The 24,041-nt window shown below is 63.4% G+C and carries 23 protein-coding genes; 10 read left to right on the forward strand and 13 right to left on the reverse strand.

Annotated elements, in window-relative coordinates:
• The first annotated feature begins 8 nt into the window (after positions 1-8).
• The 7 genes from fdhF to ACWGTO_RS20815 all read left to right on the forward strand — a co-directional run bounded on the left by fdhF (position 9) and on the right by ACWGTO_RS20815 (position 7,137).
• Positions 9-2,921, forward strand: coding sequence for a formate dehydrogenase subunit alpha (gene fdhF, locus ACWGTO_RS20785; protein ID WP_454576666.1), 2,913 nt, complete (start codon positions 9-11; stop codon positions 2,919-2,921).
• A gap of 2 nt (positions 2,922-2,923) precedes the next feature.
• Positions 2,924-3,754 carry a formate dehydrogenase accessory sulfurtransferase FdhD gene (gene fdhD, locus ACWGTO_RS20790; RefSeq protein WP_454576667.1) on the forward strand — a complete coding sequence of 277 codons (831 nt, stop codon included), beginning with the start codon at positions 2,924-2,926 and terminating at the stop codon, positions 3,752-3,754.
• Positions 3,744-4,058, forward strand: coding sequence for a formate dehydrogenase subunit delta (locus tag ACWGTO_RS20795; protein ID WP_454576668.1), 315 nt, complete (start codon positions 3,744-3,746; stop codon positions 4,056-4,058). The genes fdhD and ACWGTO_RS20795 overlap by 11 nt, the downstream gene beginning before the upstream one ends.
• 138 nt (positions 4,059-4,196) lie before the next feature.
• Positions 4,197-5,750 carry an alpha/beta fold hydrolase gene (locus tag ACWGTO_RS20800; RefSeq protein WP_454576669.1) on the forward strand — a complete coding sequence of 518 codons (1,554 nt, stop codon included), beginning with the start codon at positions 4,197-4,199 and terminating at the stop codon, positions 5,748-5,750.
• 109 nt (positions 5,751-5,859) lie between these two features.
• On the forward strand, positions 5,860-6,339 hold the full coding sequence (locus ACWGTO_RS20805; RefSeq protein ID WP_454576670.1) for a carboxymuconolactone decarboxylase family protein: 480 nt from the start codon (positions 5,860-5,862) through the stop codon (positions 6,337-6,339).
• Between the two features lie 76 nt (positions 6,340-6,415).
• Positions 6,416-6,778, forward strand: coding sequence for a nuclear transport factor 2 family protein (locus ACWGTO_RS20810; protein WP_454576671.1), 363 nt, complete (start codon positions 6,416-6,418; stop codon positions 6,776-6,778).
• 44 nt (positions 6,779-6,822) lie between these two features.
• Positions 6,823-7,137, forward strand: a complete 315-nt coding sequence (locus tag ACWGTO_RS20815; RefSeq protein WP_454576672.1) for a hypothetical protein — start codon at positions 6,823-6,825, stop codon at positions 7,135-7,137.
• Between the two features lie 72 nt (positions 7,138-7,209).
• Here the strand turns inward: ACWGTO_RS20815 and ACWGTO_RS20820 are convergent, their stop codons facing one another.
• From ACWGTO_RS20820 to ACWGTO_RS20865, 10 genes are all read right to left on the reverse strand, one after another.
• A complete protein-coding gene (locus tag ACWGTO_RS20820; protein ID WP_454576673.1) occupies positions 7,210-7,908 on the reverse strand; it encodes a hypothetical protein in 699 nt (232 codons plus the stop codon).
• A 152-nt stretch (positions 7,909-8,060) separates the two neighbouring features.
• On the reverse strand, positions 8,061-9,488 hold the full coding sequence (locus ACWGTO_RS20825) for a gamma-aminobutyraldehyde dehydrogenase (RefSeq protein WP_454576674.1): 1,428 nt from the start codon (positions 9,486-9,488) through the stop codon (positions 8,061-8,063).
• A 104-nt stretch (positions 9,489-9,592) separates the two neighbouring features.
• Positions 9,593-10,408, reverse strand: coding sequence for an ABC transporter permease (locus ACWGTO_RS20830; protein WP_454576675.1), 816 nt, complete (start codon positions 10,406-10,408; stop codon positions 9,593-9,595).
• A complete protein-coding gene (locus tag ACWGTO_RS20835; protein WP_454576676.1) occupies positions 10,398-11,366 on the reverse strand; it encodes an ABC transporter permease in 969 nt (322 codons plus the stop codon). The genes ACWGTO_RS20830 and ACWGTO_RS20835 overlap by 11 nt, the downstream gene beginning before the upstream one ends.
• Entirely contained in the window at positions 11,363-12,361 is a 999-nt protein-coding gene (locus ACWGTO_RS20840; protein WP_454576677.1) for an ABC transporter ATP-binding protein, read from the reverse strand. Before ACWGTO_RS20840 ends, ACWGTO_RS20835 begins: the two co-directional genes overlap by 4 nt.
• A 175-nt stretch (positions 12,362-12,536) precedes the next feature.
• Positions 12,537-13,691, reverse strand: a complete 1,155-nt coding sequence (locus ACWGTO_RS20845) for an ABC transporter substrate-binding protein (RefSeq protein WP_454576678.1) — start codon at positions 13,689-13,691, stop codon at positions 12,537-12,539.
• 276 nt (positions 13,692-13,967) lie between these two features.
• Complete coding sequence (locus ACWGTO_RS20850; protein ID WP_454576699.1) at positions 13,968-14,879, reverse strand: LysR family transcriptional regulator; 912 nt, start codon at positions 14,877-14,879, stop codon at positions 13,968-13,970.
• A gap of 81 nt (positions 14,880-14,960) precedes the next feature.
• Complete coding sequence (locus ACWGTO_RS20855) at positions 14,961-15,572, reverse strand: DedA family protein (RefSeq protein ID WP_454576679.1); 612 nt, start codon at positions 15,570-15,572, stop codon at positions 14,961-14,963.
• 12 nt (positions 15,573-15,584) lie between these two features.
• Positions 15,585-16,037 (reverse strand): class I SAM-dependent methyltransferase, encoded by a 453-nt coding sequence (locus tag ACWGTO_RS20860; RefSeq protein WP_454576680.1) that lies wholly within the window; start codon positions 16,035-16,037, stop codon positions 15,585-15,587.
• 277 nt (positions 16,038-16,314) lie between these two features.
• Positions 16,315-17,079, reverse strand: coding sequence for a DeoR/GlpR family DNA-binding transcription regulator (locus tag ACWGTO_RS20865; RefSeq protein WP_454576681.1), 765 nt, complete (start codon positions 17,077-17,079; stop codon positions 16,315-16,317).
• A gap of 413 nt (positions 17,080-17,492) precedes the next feature.
• Here ACWGTO_RS20865 and ACWGTO_RS20870 point away from each other — a divergent pair, with 413 nt between their 5' ends.
• Both ACWGTO_RS20870 and ACWGTO_RS20875 read left to right on the forward strand, forming a co-directional pair.
• Positions 17,493-18,377: a phosphotransferase gene (locus ACWGTO_RS20870; protein ID WP_454576700.1), complete on the forward strand. Its 885-nt coding sequence runs from the start codon at positions 17,493-17,495 to the stop codon at positions 18,375-18,377.
• A complete protein-coding gene (locus tag ACWGTO_RS20875) occupies positions 18,374-20,827 on the forward strand; it encodes a GcvT family protein (protein WP_454576682.1) in 2,454 nt (817 codons plus the stop codon). Before ACWGTO_RS20870 ends, ACWGTO_RS20875 begins: the two co-directional genes overlap by 4 nt.
• A gap of 8 nt (positions 20,828-20,835) precedes the next feature.
• Here the strand turns inward: ACWGTO_RS20875 and ACWGTO_RS20880 are convergent, their stop codons facing one another.
• Positions 20,836-21,468 carry a class I SAM-dependent DNA methyltransferase gene (locus tag ACWGTO_RS20880; RefSeq protein WP_454576683.1) on the reverse strand — a complete coding sequence of 211 codons (633 nt, stop codon included), beginning with the start codon at positions 21,466-21,468 and terminating at the stop codon, positions 20,836-20,838.
• Positions 21,469-21,572: 104 nt separating this feature from the next.
• Here ACWGTO_RS20880 and ACWGTO_RS20885 point away from each other — a divergent pair, with 104 nt between their 5' ends.
• On the forward strand, positions 21,573-22,475 hold the full coding sequence (locus ACWGTO_RS20885) for a phosphotransferase (protein ID WP_454576684.1): 903 nt from the start codon (positions 21,573-21,575) through the stop codon (positions 22,473-22,475).
• Between the two features lie 26 nt (positions 22,476-22,501).
• On the opposite strand, the gene ACWGTO_RS20890 is transcribed toward ACWGTO_RS20885, so the two are convergent.
• Together ACWGTO_RS20890 and ACWGTO_RS20895 are read right to left on the reverse strand one after the other, a co-directional pair.
• Positions 22,502-22,975 carry a DUF805 domain-containing protein gene (locus ACWGTO_RS20890; RefSeq protein WP_454576685.1) on the reverse strand — a complete coding sequence of 158 codons (474 nt, stop codon included), beginning with the start codon at positions 22,973-22,975 and terminating at the stop codon, positions 22,502-22,504.
• A 128-nt stretch (positions 22,976-23,103) separates the two neighbouring features.
• Positions 23,104-24,027 (reverse strand): DMT family transporter, encoded by a 924-nt coding sequence (locus tag ACWGTO_RS20895; RefSeq protein ID WP_454576686.1) that lies wholly within the window; start codon positions 24,025-24,027, stop codon positions 23,104-23,106.
• Between the last annotated feature and the right edge of the window lie 14 nt (positions 24,028-24,041).

Genomic DNA, 24,041 nt, shown 5'->3' on the forward strand with positions numbered 1-24,041 from the left:
GCTGGCAGATGAATATCAAGGCCGACTTCCCGACACTCATCGAAGAACTCGACTACGGAACCCCGGAATCGAAGGCGCAAAAGCAGGTCACGCTGATCGTCGACGGCCGCAGCATCAGCGTGCCGGAAGGTACGTCGATCATGCGCGCGGCGATGGAAGGCGGGGTCGAGATTCCAAAACTCTGCGCCACGGACATGTTGGACTCGTTCGGCTCCTGCCGCGTCTGCCTGGTCGAGATCGAAGGGCGCGGCGGTACGCCGGCATCCTGCACGACTCCGGTCGGCGAAGGCATGGTGGTGCGCACGCAATCCGAGCGGCTCGATGCCATCCGCCGCGGTGTCATGGAGCTTTACGTTTCCGACCATCCGACCGGCTGGAACGAGAAGGCCGGTACCGGCGCCAGCGAGTTCGACGTTGTGGCGAAGTCCGTCGGCCTGACCGAGAACCGCTTCGGCATCGAGGGCCGCAACCACGTCAAGCAGGAAAACGGCGTCGCGCCGGGCCATGGCTCGCTGGCGGTCGACTACATCGCCCGCGATGAATCCAACCCCTATTTCACCTATGATCCGGCGCAATGTATTGTCTGCTCGCGCTGCGTGCGGGCCTGTGAGGAGGTGCAAGGCACCTTCGCGCTGACGATCGAGGGTCGCGGTTTCGAATCGCGCATGGTCGCCGGCATGCATGAGGATTTCATCGCCTCCGAATGCGTGTCCTGCGGCGCCTGCGTGCAGGCCTGTCCGACCGATGCGCTGCGTGAAAAGGCCGTGCTTGAGAAAGGCATGCCCGAGCGCTCCGCCGTCACGACCTGTGCCTATTGCGGCGTCGGCTGCTCTTTCAAGGCCGAAGTGAAGGGCGACGAAGTCATTCGCATGATGCCCTACAAGGACGGCAAGGCGAACCATGGCCATTCCTGCGTGAAAGGCCGTTTCGCCTATGGCTACGCGACCCACAAGGACCGCATCCTGTCGCCGATGATTCGCGAAAAGGTCAGCGATCCCTGGCGCGAGGTGAGCTGGGAAGAGGCGATCGCCCATACGGCCAAGGAATTCCGTCGTATCCAATATCAATACGGACGCACCTCGATCGGCGGTATCACGTCCTCGCGCTGCACGAATGAGGAGACCTATCTGGTCCAGAAGCTGGTGCGCCAGGGCTTCCGCAACAACAATGTCGACACCTGCGCCCGCGTCTGCCACTCACCGACCGGCTACGGTCTCGGCCAAACCTATGGCACCTCGGCCGGCACCCAGGATTTCGATTCCGTCGACTTCACCGATGTCGCCGTCATCATCGGCGCCAATCCGGCTTCCGCCCACCCTGTGTTTGCTTCGCGGCTGAAGAAGCGGCTGCGCCAGGGCGCCAAGCTGATCGTGCTCGATCCGCGCCGTACCGAAATGGTCAAGTCGGCGCATGTCGAGGCCGACTACCACCTGCCGCTGAAGCCCGGCACCAACGTGGCTGTGCTGACGTCGCTCGCCCATGTCATCGTCACCGAGGGGCTTTTCGACGAAGCCTTCATCCGCGAACGCTGTGACTGGACGGAGTTCCAGGACTGGGCCTCGTTCGTCGCATTGCCGGAGAACAGCCCTGAGACCGTCGGCAAGCTTTCCGGCGTCGACCCGGAGCTGATCCGGGGTGCTGCGCGGCTCTATGCCAAGGGTGGCAACGGCGCGATTTACTACGGCCTCGGCGTCACCGAACACAGCCAGGGCTCGACCACGGTTATGGCTATCGCCAACCTTGCCATGGCGACCGGCAATATCGGCCGCCCGGGCGTCGGCGTGAACCCGCTGCGCGGCCAGAACAATGTGCAGGGCTCATGCGACATGGGCTCATTCCCGCATGAACTGCCGGGGTACCGCCACATCTCCGGCGAAGCCGTGCGCGACATCTATGAGAGCCTGTGGGGCGTGAAGCTCGACGACGAACCGGGCCTGCGCATCCCCAACATGCTGGATGCCGCTGTCGATGGCTCCTTCAAAGGCATCTACATCCAGGGCGAGGACATCCTGCAGTCCGACCCTGACACCAAGCATGTCGCGGGCGGCCTGGCGGCGATGGAATGCGTGGTCGTGCACGACCTGTTCCTGAACGAGACAGCGAACTACGCGCATGTCTTTCTGCCGGGCTCGACCTTCCTGGAGAAGGACGGCACCTTCACCAATGCCGAGCGCCGCATCAACATGGTGCGCAAGGTCCTGGAGCCGAAAGCGCGCTACGCGGACTGGGAAGCGACGCAGGAGCTTGCCCGTGCGATCGGGCTTGACTGGAACTACCAGCATCCCTCCGAGATCATGGACGAGATCGCCAAGACGACGCCAAGCTTCGCCGGCGTCTCCTTCGATCTGCTTGACCGTGTCGGATCGGTGCAATGGCCCTGCAACGAGAAAGCCCCGCTCGGCACGCCGATCATGCATATAGACGGCTTCGTGCGCGGCAAGGGCAAGTTCATCCGCACCGAATATGTGACGACCGACGAGCGGACCGGGCCGCGTTTCCCGTTGCTGCTGACCACCGGCCGCATCCTTAGCCAGTACAATGTCGGCGCACAGACAAGGCGCACCGAAAACGTCATGTGGCACAGCGAGGATCGACTGGAGATCCATCCGCACGATGCCGAAAATCGCGGGGTGCGCGACGGCGACTGGGTGCGGCTGACCAGCCGTTCGGGCGAGACGACGCTGCGTGCGCAGATCACCGACCGGGTGTCGCCCGGCGTGGTCTACACGACGTTCCACCATCCCGACACCCAGGCCAATGTCATCACCACCGACTTCTCGGACTGGGCGACCAACTGTCCGGAGTACAAGGTGACGGCGGTGCAAGTAGGCGCCTCCAACGGGCCTTCGGACTGGCAGCGCGACTATGACGAGCAGGCGCGCAACAGCCGCCGCATCGCTCCGCTGCAGGCGGCGGAGTAGTCTTGGCCGCGCGCCGCAAAGCAACGACGCAGACATCGCGGCTGGCGCACCGCGCCAGCGGCACTGCGGCCGCGAACCGCATGGTGCCGGAGGAGACGCCGGTGGCGTTCTCCTTTGCCGGCACCACACATGCGGTGATGATGGCGAGCCCTGCCGACTTCGAGGATTTTGCACTCGGCTTCTCGCTGACCGAAGGCATCATCGCGCTGCCTGACGAGATCGAAGCCATCGAGGTCGAGGATCATGGCGCCGGCATCGACATCCAGATCCGGCTGAAGGACCAGGCCAATACGCGCTTCGAGGCGCGACGCAGGCGCCTGGCCGGGCCGGTTGGCTGCGGGCTGTGCGGCATCGAATCCATCGAGGAAGCAATGCGCTCGGTCGACAAGGTTGGTGCGTCGGAGCTTACGCTTGAAGCCGACGACATCGTGCGGTCGGTCAGGCTGCTGTCGAAGGTGCAGCCGCTGCATTCCGAAACCGGCGCCGTGCACGCTGCGGGTTTTTATGTGCCGGGCAAAGGCATCGTCATGGCGCGCGAGGATGTCGGCCGCCACAATGCGCTGGACAAGCTGGCCGGCGCGCTTGCCAAGGCCGGCATTGACGGCGCATCGGGCGCTGTGGTGGTCACGTCACGCGTCTCGGTCGAGATGGTGCAGAAGACCGCGGCCATCGGCTCGGCTTTCATCATGGCCGTCTCGGCGCCGACTGCACTTGCCATCCGCACTGCCGAAGAAGCCGGTATGACATTGGTGGCGCTGGTGCGCGGCGACGATTTCGATGTTTTCACCCACCCGGAACGGGTGGCCTTGGGAGTTGCCCAGCATGTCGCATGACGAAGACCACATCACGAGCACCAGGGAAAAGCTGGTGCGCATGGCCAACCAGATTGCGGCCTTCTTCCATTCAAGGCCGCGCGAGGAAGGCGTGGCGGGTGTAGCCGAGCACATCAACAAGTTCTGGGAGCCCAGGATGCGCCGCCAGTTCTTCGAGATGCTGGACAGCGGCGGCGAAAATTTCGACGAGCTTGTCGTCGTGGCTTCGGCCAGAATCAAGCGGCCGAAGACCGAGGAGCAGGCCGATATCAGCATCGGCTACGTCCAACCCACGGGTGCAGAGAGCGCCGCTCCCCAGAAATAGTCGACCGCCGGAACAACCGGGCGAGCGCGGTTCGGGTCGCCAGGCTATATTGCTGTCTTCTAAAGTTTGACTGCCGCATCCCGCAGGTGTCTGCTATGGTCGACGATCAGAAGTCGTCTGGCCGGGCGGGATGCAGTCGTGAGGCCGATCGAGACGCGATATGCCCTCAGCGGCGACGTGCGGATCGCCTATCAGGTGGTCGGCCAGGGATCGTTCGACCTGGTTTTCGTGCCCGGCTTCATTTCCAATCTCGACCTGCATTGGGAAGACGAAGGTTATACCAGGCTGTTGAAACGGCTGTCGGCGTTCTCGCGGCTGATCCTGTTCGACAAGCGCGGCACCGGCCTGTCCGACCGGGTCGACCCGCGCCATCTGCCCAGCCTCGAAACCCGCATGGACGATGTGCGCGTGGTGATGGATGCCACCGGCAGTGTCCGTGCGGCCTTGCTCGGCGCCTCGGAAGGCGCGCCGCTGGCAATGTTGTTCGCCGCCACCTATCCGGAGCGGACACGGGCGTTGGCACTTTATGGCGGCTATGCGCATTTTCACAAATGGGTAATGCCGCCCGAACGCCTCGAGGCCTTCGTCGCGACCGCGGGCACAGAGTGGGGCACCGGCGCCACTCTGCCCAGCTTTGCGCCGGGCCGCGTCGATGACGCGCATTTCACCCAGTGGTGGGCGCGCTTCGAGCGGCTGTCGGCCAGCCCGACGGCAGCGGCCGCCCTGACCCGGATGAATGCCGGGGTCGACGTGCGCGGCGTACTTTCGGCGATCGGCGCACCGACCCTGCTCATCCATCGCCGCAACGATGTGCGCGTGGATCCCGACGCCAGCCGCTTCCTGGCGAAAAAGATCGCGAATGCGCGATTGATCGAAATCCCCGGCCGCGATCACCCGATCTGGACCGGCGATGTCGACCGGGTGGCAGACCTGATTGAGGAATTCCTGACCGGCGAGCGCGCCGTAATCGAAGCGGAGCGCGTGCTTGCCGCTCTTCTGGCGACACGCATCTACGACACGGCGCGGGTGGGCGACCGCATGTGGAGCGAACGCAGCGAGCGCTTCCAGGAGAGCTGGCGGCAGCTGGTCGGCCGTCATGGCGGACGCGCCGCCGGCCTCCATGGCGAGCTGATGGTCGCGCGCTTCGACGGGCCGGCGCGGGCCATACGCTGCGCAGGGGCGCTGCGCGATGCGGCGCAGCATATGGGCATTGCAAGCGCCCAGGGCGCGCATGTCGGCGAGGTCGAAATGCGCGGACCGCCGATGGGGCTGATGGCACGGGTGACGATGCAGATCGCCGCCCATGCCGGGCGCGGCGAGATACTGGCGTCGCGGCTGGTCGCCGACCTCGCCGCTGGTTCCGGCCTGCATTTCGTCGATGCCGGCCGTGTCGCGCTGGATGAACTGGACGAGCCGCTGGCGCTGGTCCAGGTGACGTCGGAACAGCATCTCGAGCCCGCTTGCCGTCCCAAGGCCAGGCCTGCCGAGCCTGCTCAACTGACGGCGCGCGAAAGCGAGGTGGTCAGCCTGATCGCCGACGGCAAGAGCAATGCCGCAATCGCTGCCGAGCTGAGGCTCAGCGAGCATACGGTCAAGCGTCATGTGGCCAACATATTGCTGAAGCTCGACCTGCCGTCGCGGGCGGCGGCGGCGGCATTCTCCGCCAGGCACACTGGCCCGGACGGGCCATAGGAGCCATGGCGCTTTCGGGCGAAGCGACCAAGGGCGCGCAGGGGCTACGAATTCTCTCCATGCAGCCCAGGCGGATGTCGCCGGGAAGGCGCTGCGAACGGAGGATGCAATGCTGAAGTCAAACAGGTCGATCAAATCGCTGGTGATAGCGGCAGGCGTTGGCGCACTGTTCACGATCGCCCCTGCCAAGGCCGAGGACGCCACGGCGGCGGCCGCCTACAAGGACATCGAGGCGACACTCGGCTCGGTGCCGGACATGTTCAAGACGCTGCCGGATGTCGCGGTTGCCGGCGCCTGGGCCGAGATCAAGGGCGTGCAGCTCAACCCCAAGACCGCGCTCGACGGCAAGACCAAGGAGCTGATGGGGCTGGCCGTCGCCTCGCAGATCCCTTGCCAGTACTGCATCTATTTCCACACCGAGGCCGCCAAGCTCAATGGCGCGACCGATGAGGAGATCAAGGAGGCGATCGCGATGGCGGCCATCGTGCGCCACTGGTCGACGATGCTCAACGGCAGCCAGGTCGATTTCGCGACCTTCAAACAGCAGACCGACGGCGTGTTCGCGGCCGTCAAAGCCAAGTCGCAGTGAAAGACCCTGCCCGGCGATGGGCGCCGGGCAGCCCTTTAAGTCATCAACCGCCCATCGAGGGGCCATGGAGGAAAAGATGCTGACCAAGACGCAAAGCGTTGACGGCGCGGCGATCAAGAAAGCGATCGAAGGACGGGACGGCAGGACGCTGGCGAGCTTCTACGCCGACGATGCGCTGGTGCGGGTGATCGATCGCAACAACCCGCCGAGCAAGCCGCGCGAGATCCGTGGCCGGGCGGCGATCAGCACATTCTGGGACGACATCTGCAGCCGGGCAATGACCCACAAGGTCGACACCACCATCGCCGATGGCGACAACCTCGCCTTCACCCAGGCCTGCGCCTATCCGGACGGAACCAAGGTGTTCTGCGCGGCGATGCTGGAGTTGAAGAACGGACGCATTGCACGACAGACCGTCGTGCAGGCCTGGGACGAGTAGGCCACCTAACCGCGGCCTGGGCCGCAAAGCCGGAGGAGACAAAAATGTTCAGCGCCAGATGGCAGATCGACGCCAAATTCGGACACAAGCAGACCGTGCTTGAACTGCTCAAGAAATGGGAACGCGAGATCGGCTCTCAGGTCGGCATCGCCGACCTGCAGTTCCAGATCATGACCGGTTCGATCGGCGCCCGGGAAGCGACGGTCGAATCGCATCATCAGGTCGAAAGCCTTGCCAAACTGGAGAGTTTCTTCGCCAAGATCGGCAAGATCGACGCGCACGCCAAATGGGGCAAGGAGATGGAGCCGTACGTCGTGTCGGGCACCAGCCTTTGGAACATCTACCGCATCGTGGAGTAGGAGCAATTCCAGGAAAAGTGTGAGCGGTTTTCCGTCCGGAATTGCGAAAGAGGATGCTGCGAATTTCGGCCGTCAGTTGCGGCGGCCGAAATTCGTTTTCTGCCCGGCGAAGCGGCCTTCCCTGGCCAATCCGGCCCCTGCGACACGCGACGGCTGATTGGGTAGCGTTGCCTGTTTGGCAAGCGCGGCCGCTATCAGGGCGTCGGCCTGGCGGGCGCGCTGGTCTTTACCCGCATCCCCGGTAAGGTTGCCGGCCGCAGCGTAGGCCTCTGGCTGCCGGCGGGGTCTGAAAGCAAGATAGAGAAGCAGCGCGCCGAGCAATCCACCGCCGATGACGATCGTCAGACGCGCGCCGGTCATGCCGGTGCGCTCGATCTGGGTCGGGTTGGCGGGGTTCTGGACGACGGTGAGCTTGTCGCCGACCTGCGGCTCGCGGCCACCGTCCTTGTTCAGCTGCATCGTGGCTTCGACGGCATCGGCGCCGGTGCCGACGCGCAAGGTGCCGGTGAATTTCTGCTTCACCTTCCATTCTTTGTCCGCGTGCACTGTCTTGAACGCCTCAACCAATTCGCAGGGGATCGTGGCAGTGCTGACAGTCTTGTAGACGATCTTGTGGGCAGTCGATTCCATGTCGCATTCGACGTTGACCGCAATGACTTCAGCCGGCATTTCCGGCCAACCGCCTTTCTTCAGCATGTCCTTGCCGCCGAAGAAGGCCATCACCAGGCAGAAGACACCAATCATGACCAGCTTGATCTTGGTCGTATTCATGTGCAAACCCCCTCGCCGCGCGGTTTCTCGGCAAGGAGGCTGCTCGTTCAGGTTGAATATTCAGTAAATTGTGAACACTCGTCGTGCTGCAAAAGTAACTTACGCTTAATATGCAAAAAACGGCACGGCGAATATTTTAGAGATATTACCCGCTACCCGTGAGCCACCATGACGTGACGCACGGCGGTGTAGTCCTCCAGCGCGTAGAGCGACATGTCCTTGCCGTAGCCGGACTGTTTCAAGCCGCCATGCGGCATCTCGTTGGTCAGCATGAAATGGGTGTTGATCCAGGTGCAGCCATATTGCAGGCGGGCGGCCGTCGCCATGGCGCGCGAGACGTCCTTGGTCCACACCGAGGACGCCAGGCCGTAGTCGCTGTCATTGGCCCAGTTCACGGCTTCGTCGACTTCCGAGAAGCGGGTGATCGAGACGACCGGGCCGAACACTTCGCGGCGCACGATTTCGTCTTCCTGCAGCGCGCCGGCAACGACGGTCGGCTGGTAGTAGAAGCCGGAGCCCTCGCCCGGTCTGCCGCCGGTGGTGATCTCGATGTGCTTCAGTTCGGAAGCGCGCTCGACGAAGCTCGAGACGCGGTCGCGCTGCCGGCGCGAGATCAGCGGGCCGATCTCGTTCTCAGTGTCATCTGGCTGGTTGTATTTGATGGTCGAGACCGCAGAGGACAGATCGGCAACAAGCTTGTCGTAGATCTTCTTGCCGGCATAGATGCGGCAGGCGGCGGTGCAGTCCTGGCCGGCATTGTAATAACCGAAGGCGCGCAGACCGTTGACCACGGCGCCGAGATCGGCGTCGTCGAAGACGATGACGGGCGCCTTTCCGCCGAGTTCCAGATGCGTGCGCTTAACCGATTTGGCGGCGGCCTGCAGCACCTTCTTGCCGGTGGCGACGTCGCCGGTGATCGAGATCATGTTGACCTTGGCGTGGTTGATCAGCGTGTTGCCAACGCTGTCGCCGCGGCCGAGCACGACGTTGACGACGCCCTCGGGCAGCACCTCTGCCAGGATCCTGGCCAGCTTAAGCGCCGTCAGCGGCGTCTGTTCCGACGGCTTGAAGACGACGGTGTTGCCGCCCGCGATCGCCGGCGCCAGCTTCCAGGCCATCATCATCAGCGGATAGTTCCAGGGCGCGATCGAGGCGACGATGCCGATCGGGTCGCGCCGCACCATTGAGGTGTGGCCGGGGAGATATTCGCCGGCGACCACGCCGGGCATCGAACGCACCGCGCCGGCAAAGAAGCGGTAGCAGTCGACGATCGCCGGGATTTCGTCATTGAGCACGGCATTGATCGGCTTGCCGCAGTTCAGCGCCTCGAGCGCGGCGAACTCCTTGGCCTCGGCCTCGATGCGGTCGGCAATCTTGAGGAGATAGCCGGAGCGCTGCGCTGGCGTGGTGCGCGACCACAGGACGAACGCCTTTTCCGCCGCCGCCACCGCCGCCTCGATCTGCGCAGGGCTGGCTTCCGGCAGGTTGAGAATGGTCGCCCCGGTCTTTGGATTGAGGATCGGCTCCTCGGTCTCGGTGCCCTTGTCGAAGATCGCGCCGATAAGCATCTGGGTGTCCATGCAGGTTCTCCTTGGTCAGGAGCGAGTAGCGAATAGCGAATAGCGAATAGGGCTGGTCGTGCATCTCCCCTATTCGCTATTCGCTACTCCCTATTCGCTGTTCTTCATTTGCCGGAACCAGCGATCTGGTCGCCGTCGCGGGTCAGATAGTAGGCAAACAGGATGGGCAGCAGCGTCACCAGAACCACGACCATGGCGACGACATTGGTGACCGGGCGCTGGCGCGGGCGGATCAGCTCCTCCAGCATCCAGATCGGCACGGTCTGCTGCTGGCCGGCGGTGAAGGTGGTGACGATGACCTCGTCGAAGGAAAGCGCGAAGGCCAGCATGCCGCCGGCAAGCAGCGCGGTCGCGATGTTGGGCAGCACGACGTGCCGAAAGGTCTGGAAGCCGTCGGCGCCAAGATCCATCGAGGCCTCGATCATCGAGCCCGAGGAACGGCGGAAGCGGGCGACCGCATTGTTGTAGACGACGACGACGCAGAAGGTGGCGTGGCCGAGCACGATCGTCCAGAACGAGAACGGGATGTCGGCGAGCGAGAAGGCCGAGCGCAGCGCGATGCCGGTGATGATGCCGGGCAGCGCAATCGGCAGGATGACGAGCAGCGAGATGGTCTCGCGGCCGAAGAATTTAGTCCGCGACACGGCGGCGGCGCACAAAGTGCCGAGGATCAGGGCAATCGCGGTCGAGATGGCGGCGACGCGGACGGAGAGCGACAGCGCCTGCCAGACATCCGGCCGGTTCCAGGTGACAGCGAACCATTGCGTGGTCAGCCCCGGCGGCGGCCAGACGAAGCTCTTTTCTTCCGTGGTGAAGGCGTAGACGAAGATCAGCAGGATCGGCAGATGCAGGAAGAGCAGGCCGCAAGCTGCTGCGATCTTGAGGCCGAGCGGGGCGGATTGCGAGCCGTCAGAGCGCATCGAAGGCCCCCATGCGCTTGGCGCCCCAGAGGTAGAAGCCCATGATGACGATGGGCACGACGGTGAAGGCCGCAGCGAGCGGGATGTTGCCGGCGGTGCCTTGCTGCGAATAGACGGCCTGGCCGATGAACAGGCGCGACGTGCCGATGATCTGCGGGATGATGTAGTCGCCCAGCGTCAGCGAGAAGGTGAAGATCGAGCCGGCGACGATGCCGGGCAGCGCCAGCGGGAACAGCACGTTGCGGAAGGTCTGGCCCGGCGACGCGCCGAGATCGGACGAGGCCTCGACCAGATTGCCGGGCACGCGTTCCAATGCCGCCTGCACCGGCAGGATCATGAAGGGCAGCCAGACATAGACGAAGGCGATGAAGGTGCCGGTTGCGGAGACCGATAGTGAGTTTCCGCCGACGACCGGAAGCGACAGCCAGCCATCGAGCACCCAGAGCAGATGCAATTTGGCGAGCAGCCAGGTCAGAATGCCTTCCTTGGCGAGGATCAGCTTCCAGGCATAGATCTTGACCAGGTAGCTCGACCACAGCGGCAGCATGACGCCGAGATAAAACAGCGCCTTCCAGCGGCCGCGTGCATAACGCGCCGCGTAATAGGCAATGGGGAAGGCGATGATGGCCGAAGCCAGCGTGACCAGCACCGCCATCGTCACTGTGCGCAGGATGATGTCCAGATTGGCGGCCTGGAACAGGTCGCCATAGGTCTTCAGCGTGAACTCATGATTGATAAGGCCGGAGAATTCGTCGATCGAGAAAAAGCTCTGCGCCAGGAGGGCGAACAGCGATCCGATATAGACGACACCCAGCCATATCACCGGCGGCAGCAGCATGAGGAACAGCAGCAATCGCGGCCGGCGCCAGAACAGGTCGGACAACGCACCGCGCATGCCACCGCTGCCGGGCAGGATAGCGGGGGCCGTCGCGCGCGGCATGGCGGCGTCGAGGCTCATGCCGGCTCATCCATCAGATGCAGGTGCTCACGGTTGAAGGTGAGCACCACCGCTTCGCCTTCCGCCGGCAGTTTCGTGCCGGCCGGCACGATGGCGTGCAGCCGCAACCCGTCGGCGTCGAGCGCCAGCCTTGTCGTAGCGCCGAGATAGTTGGCTCCGACCAGGCGCGCGGCAACGCCATCGCCTTTCGCGGCGCGGCCGATGCGGATGGATTCAGGACGCAAGCTGCCCCAGCGATGCTGGCCGGAATAGCGCTGGACGAAATCCGGCGGCAACACGTTGGAGGAGCCGACGAAATCGGCCACGAAACGTGTCTTCGGCCGCCGGTAGATGTCTTCCGGCGTGCCGATCTGCATGATCTTGCCATCGTTGAAGACGGCGACGCGGTCGGCCATCGACAGCGCTTCACCCTGGTCGTGGGTGACGAAGACGAAGGTGATGCCGAGCGCCTTTTGCAGCGACTTCAGCTCTTCCTGCATGTTCTCGCGCAGCTTGAGGTCGAGCGCGCCGAGCGGCTCGTCGAGCAGCAGCACCTTGGGCTGGTTGACCAGCGCACGGGCAAGCGCGACGCGCTGGCGCTGGCCGCCGGAGAGTTGGCCGGGACGGCGGGCGCCATAGCCGGGAAGCCGTACCAGCGACAGCGCCTCTTCCGCCGCCTTCTGGCGCTCGGCCTTGGCGACGCCCTTGACCATCAGCCCGTAGGCGACATTGTCGAGGACGTTGAGATGCGGGAACAGTGCGTAGTCCTGGAACACGGTGTTGACGTTGCGGCGATAGGGCGGCACGCCTTCGGCGCGCTCGCCGAAGATCGAGATCGAGCCCGAGGTCGGCTGCTCGAAACCGGCAATAAGGCGCAGGCACGTCGTCTTGCCGGACCCCGACGGACCGAGCATGGCGAAGAATTCGCCCGGCACGATGTCGAGATCGACCGCGTCGACGGCGCGAACGCTGCCGAAATGGCGTGAGACTTTCTGGAAGGAAACGGCCGAGGTCATGGGCTGCCAGTCTGTTTTTGGATCGCGTTGTGGCGAGTTCGCGCGACGCCTCACCTCCCCCTTGTGGGGAGGTCGCGGCGAAGCCGCGGGTTGGGGGTGGCCTAGCACGAACCGCGCTGTCCCCCACCCCGACGCTGCGCGTCGACCCTCCCCACATAGGGGGAGGGTAAGGCGATCAACGTCCGCCGATGACGCCGATATAGTCCGACACCCAGCGGTAATAGGGCACGCACTGGTCGTTCTGGGTGGCGCATTTCGAGACCGGGGTCTTCCAGAACTTGATCTTGTCGAAATTATCGTAGCCGTTGGTCTTGCAGCCTTCGTCGGTCAGAAGCTCGTTGCCCTTGCAGGCGGCGGGCACCACGGGAAGCGAGCCGAACCAGGCAGAGACGTCGCCCTGGACCTTGGGCGACAGGGAGTGTTCGAGCCACATATAGGCGCAGTTCGGATGCGCGGCGTCGGCCTCCATCATGGTGGTGTCGGCCCAGCCGGTGACGCCTTCTTCCGGCACCGTCGAGGCGACCGGCTTCTTGGCGGCGACCAGCGTGTTGACCTGGTAGGGCCACGAGCCGGAGGCGACGACGCCTTCATTCTGGAAGTCGTCGACCTGGATGGCGGCGTCATGCCAGTAGCGGCCGACCAGCGTGCGCTGGACGCGCAGCAATTCGAGCGCCGCCTTGTACTGGTCTTCGTTCAGCTCGTAGGGATCCTTGATGCCGAGTTCCGGCTTGTGGAACATTAGATAGTTGGCGGCATCGGCAATGTGGATCGGGCCGTCATAGGCCTGGACGCGGCCCTTGTTCGACTTGCCGTCGGGCAGGTTCATTTCCTCGAAGACGATGTTCCAGCTCTTGGGCGCTTCCTTGAAGACATCGGTGTTGTACATCAGGACGTTCGGGCCCCACTGATAGGGAACGCCATAATGCACCTTGTCGACGGTGAACCAGGGCGCGTCCTTCAGGCGGTCGTCGACGCTCTTCCAGCTCGGGATGAGATCGGTGTTGATCGGCTGCACGCGCTTGCCGGCAACGAGGCGCAGCGAGGCGTCACCCGAAGCGGTGACCAGATCGAAGCCGCCCTCATTCATCAGCGAGACCATCTCGTCGGAGGTGTTTGCGGTCTTGACGTTGACCTTGCAGCCGCTCTCCTTCTCAAAGGCGGTCACCCAGTCATAACCCTTGTCGGTTTCGCCGCGCTCGATATAGCCCGGCCAGGCAACGATGCTGACCTCGCCTTCGCCCTTGCCAAGCTCCTTGACCTGGGCGACGGCCTGACCGGAAAAGGTCAGCGCGACCGTCAGAGCCGTGCACGTCTTCAGAAATGAATTCATCGTCAATCTCCCATTTTGGCGCCTGACTGCGAAGCCGGTCTTCGCTGCGGTCAGCCGCAGGCTGAAAAGCGTCAGTTCGTCCGATGGACATGTCGCCGCTCTGATGGCGGCTTTCGTCTCTGAAATGAAAAGTGCTTGGAAAATTCCGGTTTCGCAAATTCATTTATCAGAAACACGATATCGGTTTTTCCGATAGATAGGTAGCAAATGCATGTCACTCAAAAGTGGCCCCGGTTTTGAGAGAACGACATGCATCAAGACAAAGACTTTACCCGATCAGCGCTGCTGGCGCACCGTGCGCTGCGACTGGGCGAGGCCGATGAAGTCGCGCGCCGCCTGTGGCAGGCCGGAGCCGCGGCGCCAGACCATGCCGACCTGGACCACCGGCAGAGTGCCGGAAATATCGCGCGATTCGATGCGGTCGCCTTCCAGCGACCATGGCCGATAGACGAGGTCAGGCAGCAGCGCCACGCCGGCGCCGGTGGCGACGAGGCTGCGCACAGCTTCCACGGAGCGGGTGCGGAAGGCGACATACGGCTTGGCGCCGATCGCCGCCAGAAGCTTGCCGGTGCTTTCCTCGATCTCGTCGACAGTGAGCATAATCAGCGGTTCGCCGGCAATATCGCCAATGCCGATAATGTCGGCGCTGGCCAGCTTGTGGCTGAGCGGCACCCACAGCCGGTACGCCGAGACTTCGAGGATTTCCGACTGCAGCGCCGTGCGGTCACGCAAATTGGATGTGACCATGACGGCAATGTCGAGCTTGCCGCCGATCAGGAGGTGCTCGAGATAGTCGCCATTGTCTTCGATGGCCGAGACTTCGACACCGGGATAGGCGCGGCGATAGCGGGAAAGCAGATCGGACAGCACATAGCCGGCGACCAGCGAGGTGACGCCGAGCTGCAGGCGCCCGCCGGCCACCACCTGGTCGTCGGAGAAAGCGCGGCGCGCGTCGGAGACATCGGCCAGGATCTTGGTCGCATGACGCAAGAACTGGTGGCCTTTGTGGGTGATGTTGAGGCCGCGTGGATGGCGTTCGAACAATTCGACGCCGAGGTCGCTTTCCAGCTCCTTGATCGCCTCAGTGACCGAGGATTGCGAGATGGACAGGTTTTGCGCTGCGCCCGACACCGTGCCCTGCTCGGCGACGGCAATGAAGAACTGCAGCTGGCGGATGGTAAAGGCCATGGCCGGACTAAACACTGGCGCGGCCATGAAGGAAAGCCGACGGCGGAGCTTATCCCGAGAGGGCTGCCTGGTGCCTCGCGCTTAGCTGAGCCTGAGACGCTGCCGCAATGCCGGACCGTAGCGCAGCGCGAGCATGAACGCCGTCTCCAGGGCCAGGACGATAACGATGATACGAAAGCCGATGGCATAGGAATCCCGTCCGCTGCCGCGCATGAGATAGCCGGTGATGAGGAAGCCCGTATTCCACAGCGTGGCGCCGAGCAGCGTCACTGCTGCGAAGGGCAAGAGCGGCAGACGGAGCGCACCGGCCGCGATCGGCAGGTAGTTGCGCACCGTCGGGATGAACTGCGCCAGCAAGGAGACCCGCACATGATGGCGGCGATAGGCCTCGCCGAGCCTGGAATAGGTCGCATAGCGCAGGCAGACATATTTGCCGAAACGCTCGACCAGCCTGTCAGCGCGATCCAAACCAATCCGCCGTCCCACCGCATACCAGACAAGGCAGCCAGTGATGGCGGACAGCGTCGTCACCAGGAGCAGGATCGCCAGCCTCGAGAGATCCGGGGCTGCCGTCATGCCGAGGAACAACAGCAGCACATGCGAGGGCGGCAGCGGCAGGATCTTTTCGGTAAAAGCGAGACAGGCGACGCCGAGCAGCCCGAGGCCCAGGATCGCCGGCAGCGGATCGGTCATGAGAAGCGCCAGTCATAGGTTTTTGAGGTTCTTGATCCTGGACACCTTATACACCGTGGCCGGCGGGAAGTTGCGAAAGGTCCGGCCAAGCCGGGTCGCTTCCAGGTCGAGCCTGTCGAGCAATGTCTGGTCGAAGGGGCAGCTTCTGCCCAATGTGTACTGGTAAAGCGCCGCGCCCGGCCGCAGAGCGTCGAACACGCCTTCCAGTATAGCGAAAGCCTTGCGCGGCGACATCAGCCGAATCGACAATCCGCTTATGACGGCTCCCGCCACCGGACTGTCGAACAGAGGCGGATGGCGCAGACCGGCTGCATCCATCGCGAAGATGCGCGCGGCGGGAAAGCGCCGCGTCAGAAGCGAGGCGAAGTCTGGGTCGGCTTCGACCAGGGTTAGATCCCGCTCCCTGACACCGCGCTCCAGCAGCGCCTGCGTGAACAGGCCGGTGCCCGGTCCAAGTTCCAACACCTGACCGGTTTCAGGACCGATCTCGCGCGTGATCAGAGCCGCGAGGTGGAACCGGAGGGCGTGACCGAGCCGATCCGGAGCGGCGCCAGCGTCCAGGCCATGAGAAAAGACAAGGCATCGTTTGCAGGCATGATGACCTCACTGGTGATGCGGGTGATTCGCCTAGCCCGCATTCTGATGAGGCGCTGTTTGCGGCGACCACATTTCATGGACATTGCGAAGAGCTGCCTTGACCGAAAGATTTGTCGGGAGGCGGTGCTTTGGGGATCAGAACTCGCTAAGTCGCCGCGATGCTAAGGCGTGCCCCAGCCTCTGCCAGCGCAGCGGCGATATCATGCGGTGGTGCCCGGTCGGTGGCCAGTTCAGAAAATCCGTCAAAGCCGCAGACCTGGACCAGACCCTGGCGACCGAATTTTGTGTGGTCGGTGATAACAAGGGAACGCTGGCCGCGCGACAGCACCATGCGGGCGAACTCCGCCTCTTCAAGATCATAGTCCGCCAGCCCTGCGGCGGCGTCCACCGCGCCGATCGAAATCACCGCGTGGCTGACCGAGAAGCGGCTGACGAAGTCGATTGCCGAGACGCCGAAGGCAGCACCGGAATCGCTGCGCAGTTCGCCGCCTGCCATATAGACCTTGTTGCCGTTGACGGTGGCCAGCGTGCGGGCGATGTCGGACGAGTTGGTGACCACCGTCAGCCGCCGGTGGCCGAGCAACTCGCGGGCCAGGAACGAGGTCGTGGTGCCGGTGTCCAGCATCACCGACTCGCCGTCGCGGATGGTGGCGGCGACCATGCGGGCAATCAGCCGCTTGGCTTCGGCATTGTCGCGCATACGCCGTTCGAACGGCGCCTCGCCGGTCATCGACGGCAGGCCGATGGCGCCATGCATCTTCAGCACCGAGCCGTTACCGGTTAGCGGCTTGACATCACGGCGCACGGTTTCAAGCGAGACCCCCAGCCGGTCCGCCAAGCTGGCAATGGTGACGGTGCCCTCTTCCTTCAGGAGGCGGAGGATTTCGCCATGCCGTTTCGAATGGATCATGTGGCCTCCCGAATTCTGCGAACTGCCCGATTTTAGGGCAATACAGACGTTTTTAAAGGAATTGCAGGTGGTTTCGGGCAAAACACCCAAAAAAAGTCACAACATTTGATTGACAGTCGGGCGGCACTGGCATGACATTGATCGCGTGACAGGCTTCGGAACTGCCACGGGAGGGTGATGGCAGAGCCGCAATTTCACGGACCGGACCGTCTGGCCAGACCGTCTGGGATTGATCTGGCGCAAGGACTTTTCAAATCCGCGGGGGCGGAGACCGGGTATCGAAACCTGGCCAAAGGGGCTCGTCGGTGCGGCGCGGGAGAGTCCGGCGTCCCGCACCGACGAGATTTTTGCATTCCCCTCGTTGCGCGACGGAGGGCGCCTTGTCGAAGCTCCGCCAAATCAGGGATGGCCTCGTGACTGCTGAAGACCGGATCCGGGCCTTGCCCTGCTGGAATGGCAGCGTCGACATTGCACCGCTGCCGGGCGGCCTCAGCAACGCCAACTATCTGGTCAAGGACGCCACCGGGCGGCACGTCGTACGCTTCGGCCAGGACTATCCGTTCCACCACGTCTTTCGCGATCGCGAGGTGATGACATCGCGGGCTGCGCATGAAGCGGGCTTCGCGCCGGCAGTCCGCTATTCCGAGCCCGGCATCATGGTCACGGAATTCCTCGGCGCAAAAACCTACGTCGCTGCAGACGTGCGCGCCAATATCGGCCGCGTCGCTGCACTGATGCGCGGGTTCCATCGCGAGATGCCCAATCACATCTCCGGCGCCGGCTTCATGTTCTGGGTCTTCCATGTCATCCGCGACTATGCGCGCACACTGAACGAAGGCGGCAGCCGCAAGCGCGACGAGCTGCCACGGCTTTTGGCGCTGGCCGACGAGTTGGAGCGGGCGCAGAAACTGCTGCCAATCGTCTTCGGCCACAATGATCTTTTGCCGGCAAATATTCTTGACGATGGCGACAGGCTATGGCTGATCGACTTCGAATATGCCGGCTTCAACACCGCGATGTTCGACCTTGCCGGTGTTGCCTCCAATGCCGAGATGAGCGACGCCGACTCCTTCGCCTTCCTCACCGCCTATTTCATGCGCGAGCCGGATGAGGCGATCCGCCGTTCGCACGCGGCCATGCAATGCGCGTCGCTGCTGCGCGAGGCGATGTGGAGCATGGTTTCCGAGCTTTATCTCGATGCGCCGGGCATCGACTACGTCGCCTATACCGCAGAGAACCTGACGCGGCTCGACGCGGCGCTGGACAATTACCGCACGAAGTACGGGACACAGCCATGACCTTGCCCACCCATGCCGGCATCGTCGTCATCGGCGGTGGCATTATCGGCTGTTCGACAGCCTATCATCTGGCGCGTGACCACAAGGCCGATGTCGTCCTGCTGGAGCAGGGCAAGCTGACCTCCGGCTCGACCTGGCATGCGGCCGGGCTGGTCGGCCAATTGCGCTCGTCGGCCTCGATCACCCGGGTGCTCAAATATTCGGTCGAGCTCTACAAGGGGTTGGAGGCCGAGACCGGCCTCGCCACCGGGTGGAAGATGACCGGGTGCCTCAGGCTCGCCACCAACGCCGACCGCTGGACGGAGTATAAACGACTGGCGACGACCGCCAGGAGCTTCGGCATGGACATGCAGCTGGTGTCGCCGGACGAGGTGAAAAAGATGTGGCCGCTGCTGGAAACCAGCGATCTCGTCGGCGCCTCGTGGCTGCCGACCGACGGCCAGGCAAGCCCCTCCGACATCACGCAGTCGCTGGCCAAGGGCGCGCGCATGCATGGCGCCAAGCTGTTCGAGGATGTCCGCGTTACCGGCTTCGACATGAAGGATGGGCGCATCACCGCGGTGAAGACCAACAAGGGCGACATCGCCTGCGACAAGGTGGTGAACTGCGCCGGGCAATGGGCGCGTCAGGTCGGCGCCATGGCCGGCATTTCCGTGCCGCTGCAACCGGTCAAGCACCAGTACATCGTCACCGAAAAGATCGAAGGGCTGGCGACCGACGCGCCGACCATCCGCGACCCCGACCGACGAACCTATTTCAAGGAAGAGGTCGGCGGGCTGGTGATGGGCGGCTATGAGCCGAACCCGCAGGCCTGGGCGACCGGCCTGCCTGGCGGCAATGTGCCTGACGAATGGGAATTCCGCCTGTTCGACGACGATTACGATCACTTCGAGCAGCATATGAGCCAGGCGATCGCACGCGTACCGGCGCTCGAGACCGTCGGCGTCAAGCAGATGATCAACGGGCCGGAGAGCTTCACGCCGGACGGCAACTTCATTCTCGGCAGTGCGCCCGAATGCGCCAACATGTTCGTCGGCGCCGGCTTCAACGCCTTCGGCATCGCGTCGGGCGGCGGCGCCGGCTGGGTGCTGGCGCAATGGGTGGTCGACGGCGAGGCACCCCTCGATCTCTGGGTGGTCGACATCAGGCGCTTTTCCAGCATGCACCGCGACCGCCAATGGGTGAGCGAGCGCACGCTGGAGGCCTATGGCAAGCATTATACGGTCGGCTTCCCGCATGAGGAATATCTCAGCGGTCGGCCACGCATCGTCTCGCCGCTGTATGACAGGCTGAAAGGCCATGGCGCCGTGTTCGGCTCGAAGCTCGGCTGGGAGCGGCCGAGCTGGTTCGCGCCGCAAGGCGTCGAGCCGCAGGACATCTATTCGATGGGCCGGCAGAACTGGTTCGCCGCGGTCGGCGACGAACATCGGCATGTGCGCGAACATGTCGGCATCTTCGACCAGTCGTCCTTCGCCAAATACGAATTGAGCGGGGCCGATGCGCTGAAGGCGCTGGACTGGATCTGCGCCAACGACGTCAACAAGCCGGTCGGGCGATTGACCTACACGCAGCTTCTCAACACACGCGGCGGCATCGAAGCCGACCTGACCATATCGCGGCTGGCGGAGGAGACATTCTACATCGTCACCGGCACCGGCTTTCGCACCCATGATGCGTCGTGGATCAGCGACCATGTCGGCGAAGGGCTCGATGCGCGGCTCATCGATGTCACCGAGGCTTTCGGCACGCTGTCGCTGATGGGACCGCGCGCCCGCGACGTGCTGTCCGCCGTGACCGATGCCGACGTCTCCAACACCGCTTTCCCGTTCGGCCATGCGCGCGAGATCGGCATCGCCGGACACACGGTGCGGGCGCTGCGCGTCACCTATGTCGGCGAACTCGGCTGGGAGCTGCATGTGCCGATCGACGCCACCGGCGAGATCTTCGACGCGCTGATGGCCGCCGGCAAGAGGCATCACATTCGCCCGATCGGCTACCGGGCACTGGAATCGCTGCGGCTTGAAAAAGGTTACCGCGCCTGGGGCTCCGACATTACCCCCAACGACACGCCGCAGGAGGCCGGCCTCGGCTGGGCGGTCAAGCTCAGGAAGAACACGGATTTCGTCGGGCGCCGGGCTTTGGAGAAAGCCGGCGGTGCGGCGCTGAAGAAACGCTTTGCCGGCTTCACGGTCGACAATCCCGACATCGTGCTCGTCGGGCGCGAGACCATCCTGCGCAATGGCGAACCGGTCGGCTATCTCACCAGCGGCGGCTATGGCTACACGATCGGCAAGAGCATCGGCTACGGCTATGTGCGCAACCCTGACGGGGTGAGCGACGACTTTCTCGGCTCAGGCGACTATGAACTGGTGGTGGCGATGCAGCGGACGCCGGCCAAGATCCATCTCGAACCGCTGTACGACCCGGCAGGAGCAAGGATCAAGGCCTGACGTCCCGATCACGTCACGCGCAGGACAACGCCGCGACTTGGTCCGGTATCCTCCTCGCCGGGCATGGAGACATAAGGGAGCGTCTCCTCGATGAGCGTGAGCACTCCCTGCGCCTCCAGCTCGGCGATACGCGCGGCAAAGCCCGCTTGCAGCAGTGCTGTCTTGACCGTGAGGACGATCACGCCGCCCGAGCGACAGACGCGGATCAACTCATCCAGCCCTTCGACGCCGACATGACCCAAGGTGAAGACGCCGGCCGAAATGATGCCGGCATAGGCACCGTCGGCGAAAGGCAGGCTTGTGCCGAGCGCCAGACGGTGAAGCGCCGAATAGACGTTCTTCGCGGCCGCCCTGTCCAGCATGCCTTGCGAGATGTCGAGCGCCTCGACCTCGGGAAAGCCGGTGATGGCGAGCCACTCGCCAATGAGCCCTGTGCCGGCGCCGGCATCGAGCAACGGCGCGGCCCCGCGCGGCAAATGGCGGGCCAGGAGAGCGAGGCAGATGGTGGGATGGCGGTAACCGACAGCGGACATGTCGGCGTCATAGGTCCGCGACCAGCTGTCGTAGAGCGCCGCCACCTCTTCCGGCCGCTTTGCCGCGTAGACCGCGCCAAGCGCGCCTTTAAGTGTGCCATCCGTCATCGCTGCTTCACCCGCCAACGCACCTATCCATTGGATCATAGCCAAACGTCAAAAATTGTGGAACCGTTGCGGCCATAAATAACCGCGCCAAAGGGGGGAGAGGCATGGTGAGCGACGAGGTACGAGCAACGCTTGCGGCCATTCCGGCGCTGGCCGGGCATCACGGTCCGCTGGAACGGCTTGGCGGCCTCACCAATCTCGTCTTCCGGGCCGGCGATTTCTGCCTGCGCATTCCGGGCAAGGGCACCGAGGAATACATCAATCGCGCCAATGAAGACGTGGCGGCGCGCGAAGCGGCGAAAGCCGGCGTCAGCCCGGAGGTGCTGCATTTCGTTGCCGGCACCGGCGTGATGGTGACGCGCTTCATTGCCGGCGCCGAGACCATGTCGCCCGAGAAATTCAGGACAAGGCCAGGCAGTCCGGCCCGGGCGGCCGAGGCTTTCCGCAAGCTGCACGCGTCCGGCGCGGTGTTTCCGTTCCGGTTCGAACTGTTCGCGATGATCGACGACTATCTCAAGGTGCTGTCGACCAAGGCGGTCGCCCTCCCCGCGGGATACCATGACGTGGTGCGTGAGGCGGAAAGCGTGCGCTCGGCGCTCGCCGCCCATCCGCTGCCGATCGTCGCCTGCCATTGCGATCCGCTGTGCGAGAACTTTCTCGATACGGGCGAGCGGATGTGGGTCGTCGACTGGGAATATTCGGGGATGAACGACCCGATGTGGGATCTCGGCGATCTCAGCGTCGAAGGCAAATTCGACACTGCGCAAGAGGAAGAGTTGATGCGCGCCTATTTCGGCGGCGAGGCGAGGCCAGCCGAGCGAGGCCGTATCGTCATCTACAAGGCGATGTGCGATCTGTTGTGGACGCTGTGGGGGTTGATCCAGCTTGCCAACAACAACCCAGTCGAGGATTTCCGCGCCTATGCCGACGAGCGGTTTGCCCGGTGCAAGGCGCTGATGGAGACGCCGGCGTTTTCACGCCATCTGGCGGCCGTGCGCAGGGGCTGACGCAGAGCGCTTGGCTCCTCTGCCGGTTATCTGAAAACCCGCTCTATTTCACTCATCGTCACCGTATCGTCGGACTTTTTGCAGTACCAGACGATCAGCGCGATGGTGCCGATGGGGAACAATCCGGCAAGGAGTTGGAGCCAACCGCTTCTGTTGATGTCGTGCAGCCGGCGCGTGGTCATGGCAAGTGTCGGCAGAAGGATGGCAAGATTCCAAATCGATGAGACAATTTCATTGTCCAAGACGACATCAACCACGGTCATAACGATGCCGACAATGACAATGAACAGATAAGAATACCAGAACTCGGAACGGCTGGCTCTACCGGAAAAATTTGCATAGTTTTGGAAAAAGCTTGAAATAGCTTCGGTAAAACTCATCGGAGGCGGTATGTCTCCGAAACGATTGCTGCCAGCTGGCGGGGCCCTTAAAACAAATATCAGTGGCAAGCCGATAAGGACCAAAACGATCAGCCAATGCCATATGGAAAAACTGCCCATTACTCCCCCTATCGCCGAAATATTGACCTTGCCCTGTCTTGCAAGGAATCAATTCCGAACTGCGCCCGAGAGGTAGCCTACACTGCTAATTACGGCTGTAAAGCCGCTCACACTTTCCTTGAATTGCTCTAATTGACGCCTTTCGGCACGTTTTCCGGCGGCACCACTGTTTCTACCACTTTCTGGCGATGGAAGATGAACAGGCCGGCGAGCACGACGATGGCCGAGCCGATCAGGATGCGCGGTCCCGGCACGTCGCCGAAGAAGGCCAGGCCGAAGATCACCGCCCATAGAAGCAGGCTGTAGTGCAGCGGCGCCAGCGTCGAGGCTGGCGCCAGTTTCAGCGCCCGAGTGATCATCAGATGGGCGCTGCAGGAGACGATACCGAGCAGGAGCATGGCGCCGAAATCGAGCGCCGAGGGGGTGCGCCAGGCGCCGATGGTCATCAGGCCACCGACCAGCAACGTGCCTATGGTCTGCCAGGTGACCAGTGTCGTATCGCTCGTTCCGCGCAAACGCCGGCTGAGGATGATGGCGAAGGCAAAGGCGATGCTGCCTACCAGCGCGAACAGCGAGGACTGCGAGAACGCCGCCGAGGACGGCTTCAGTATGATCAGCACGCCGCAGAAGCCGACCAGGATGGCTGCCCAGCGGCGCCAGCCGACCTTTTCGCCGAGCAGGAAATGCGACAGCGCCGCCACATAGATCGGCCCGGCCATGTAGAAGCTCATCACGTCGGCAAGCGGCAGATAGACGACAGCGGCATAGAACAGCGCCGTGTCCACCGTCGTTGCCAGCACGCGCAGAGACTGGAGGACTGGCCGCTCCATGCGGAACAGTCTGCCAGCGCCCTGGTTGGCGATCATCGGGCCAAGCACGATGAAGGCGCCGATCGAGCGGATAAAAACCACCTGGCCAACCGAGAAAGAGGCGACCAGCCATTTGCCCATCGCGTCGTTCAGCGCGAACATGAAATCGCCGGCCAGCATCAAAAGTATGCCGGCCAGAAGCACGTTTCTCATCGTGAAGCTGCGAGCAAGCGACTGGGCCATGCGGCTCCCTATCC

This window comes from Mesorhizobium sp. PL10 (assembly GCF_053714315.1).

Coding starts and splice junctions, on each gene's coding strand:
- fdhF (WP_454576666.1), top strand. CDS start 9: ATGAATATCAAGGCCGACTTCCCGACACTCATCGAAGAACTCGACTAC.
- ACWGTO_RS20795 (WP_454576668.1), top strand. CDS start 3,744: ATGTCGCATGACGAAGACCACATCACGAGCACCAGGGAAAAGCTGGTG.
- ACWGTO_RS20805 (WP_454576670.1), top strand. CDS start 5,860: ATGCTGAAGTCAAACAGGTCGATCAAATCGCTGGTGATAGCGGCAGGC.
- ACWGTO_RS20810 (WP_454576671.1), top strand. CDS start 6,416: ATGCTGACCAAGACGCAAAGCGTTGACGGCGCGGCGATCAAGAAAGCG.
- ACWGTO_RS20815 (WP_454576672.1), top strand. CDS start 6,823: ATGTTCAGCGCCAGATGGCAGATCGACGCCAAATTCGGACACAAGCAG.
- ACWGTO_RS20820 (WP_454576673.1), bottom strand. CDS start 7,908: ATGAATACGACCAAGATCAAGCTGGTCATGATTGGTGTCTTCTGCCTG.
- ACWGTO_RS20825 (WP_454576674.1), bottom strand. CDS start 9,488: ATGGACACCCAGATGCTTATCGGCGCGATCTTCGACAAGGGCACCGAG.
- ACWGTO_RS20830 (WP_454576675.1), bottom strand. CDS start 10,408: ATGCGCTCTGACGGCTCGCAATCCGCCCCGCTCGGCCTCAAGATCGCA.
- ACWGTO_RS20835 (WP_454576676.1), bottom strand. CDS start 11,366: ATGAGCCTCGACGCCGCCATGCCGCGCGCGACGGCCCCCGCTATCCTG.
- ACWGTO_RS20840 (WP_454576677.1), bottom strand. CDS start 12,361: ATGACCTCGGCCGTTTCCTTCCAGAAAGTCTCACGCCATTTCGGCAGC.
- ACWGTO_RS20845 (WP_454576678.1), bottom strand. CDS start 13,691: ATGAATTCATTTCTGAAGACGTGCACGGCTCTGACGGTCGCGCTGACC.
- ACWGTO_RS20850 (WP_454576699.1), bottom strand. CDS start 14,879: ATGGCCTTTACCATCCGCCAGCTGCAGTTCTTCATTGCCGTCGCCGAG.
- ACWGTO_RS20855 (WP_454576679.1), bottom strand. CDS start 15,572: ATGACCGATCCGCTGCCGGCGATCCTGGGCCTCGGGCTGCTCGGCGTC.
- ACWGTO_RS20865 (WP_454576681.1), bottom strand. CDS start 17,079: ATGATCCATTCGAAACGGCATGGCGAAATCCTCCGCCTCCTGAAGGAA.
- ACWGTO_RS20875 (WP_454576682.1), top strand. CDS start 18,374: ATGACCTTGCCCACCCATGCCGGCATCGTCGTCATCGGCGGTGGCATT.
- ACWGTO_RS20880 (WP_454576683.1), bottom strand. CDS start 21,468: ATGACGGATGGCACACTTAAAGGCGCGCTTGGCGCGGTCTACGCGGCA.
- ACWGTO_RS20885 (WP_454576684.1), top strand. CDS start 21,573: ATGGTGAGCGACGAGGTACGAGCAACGCTTGCGGCCATTCCGGCGCTG.
- ACWGTO_RS20890 (WP_454576685.1), bottom strand. CDS start 22,975: ATGGGCAGTTTTTCCATATGGCATTGGCTGATCGTTTTGGTCCTTATC.
- ACWGTO_RS20895 (WP_454576686.1), bottom strand. CDS start 24,027: ATGGCCCAGTCGCTTGCTCGCAGCTTCACGATGAGAAACGTGCTTCTG.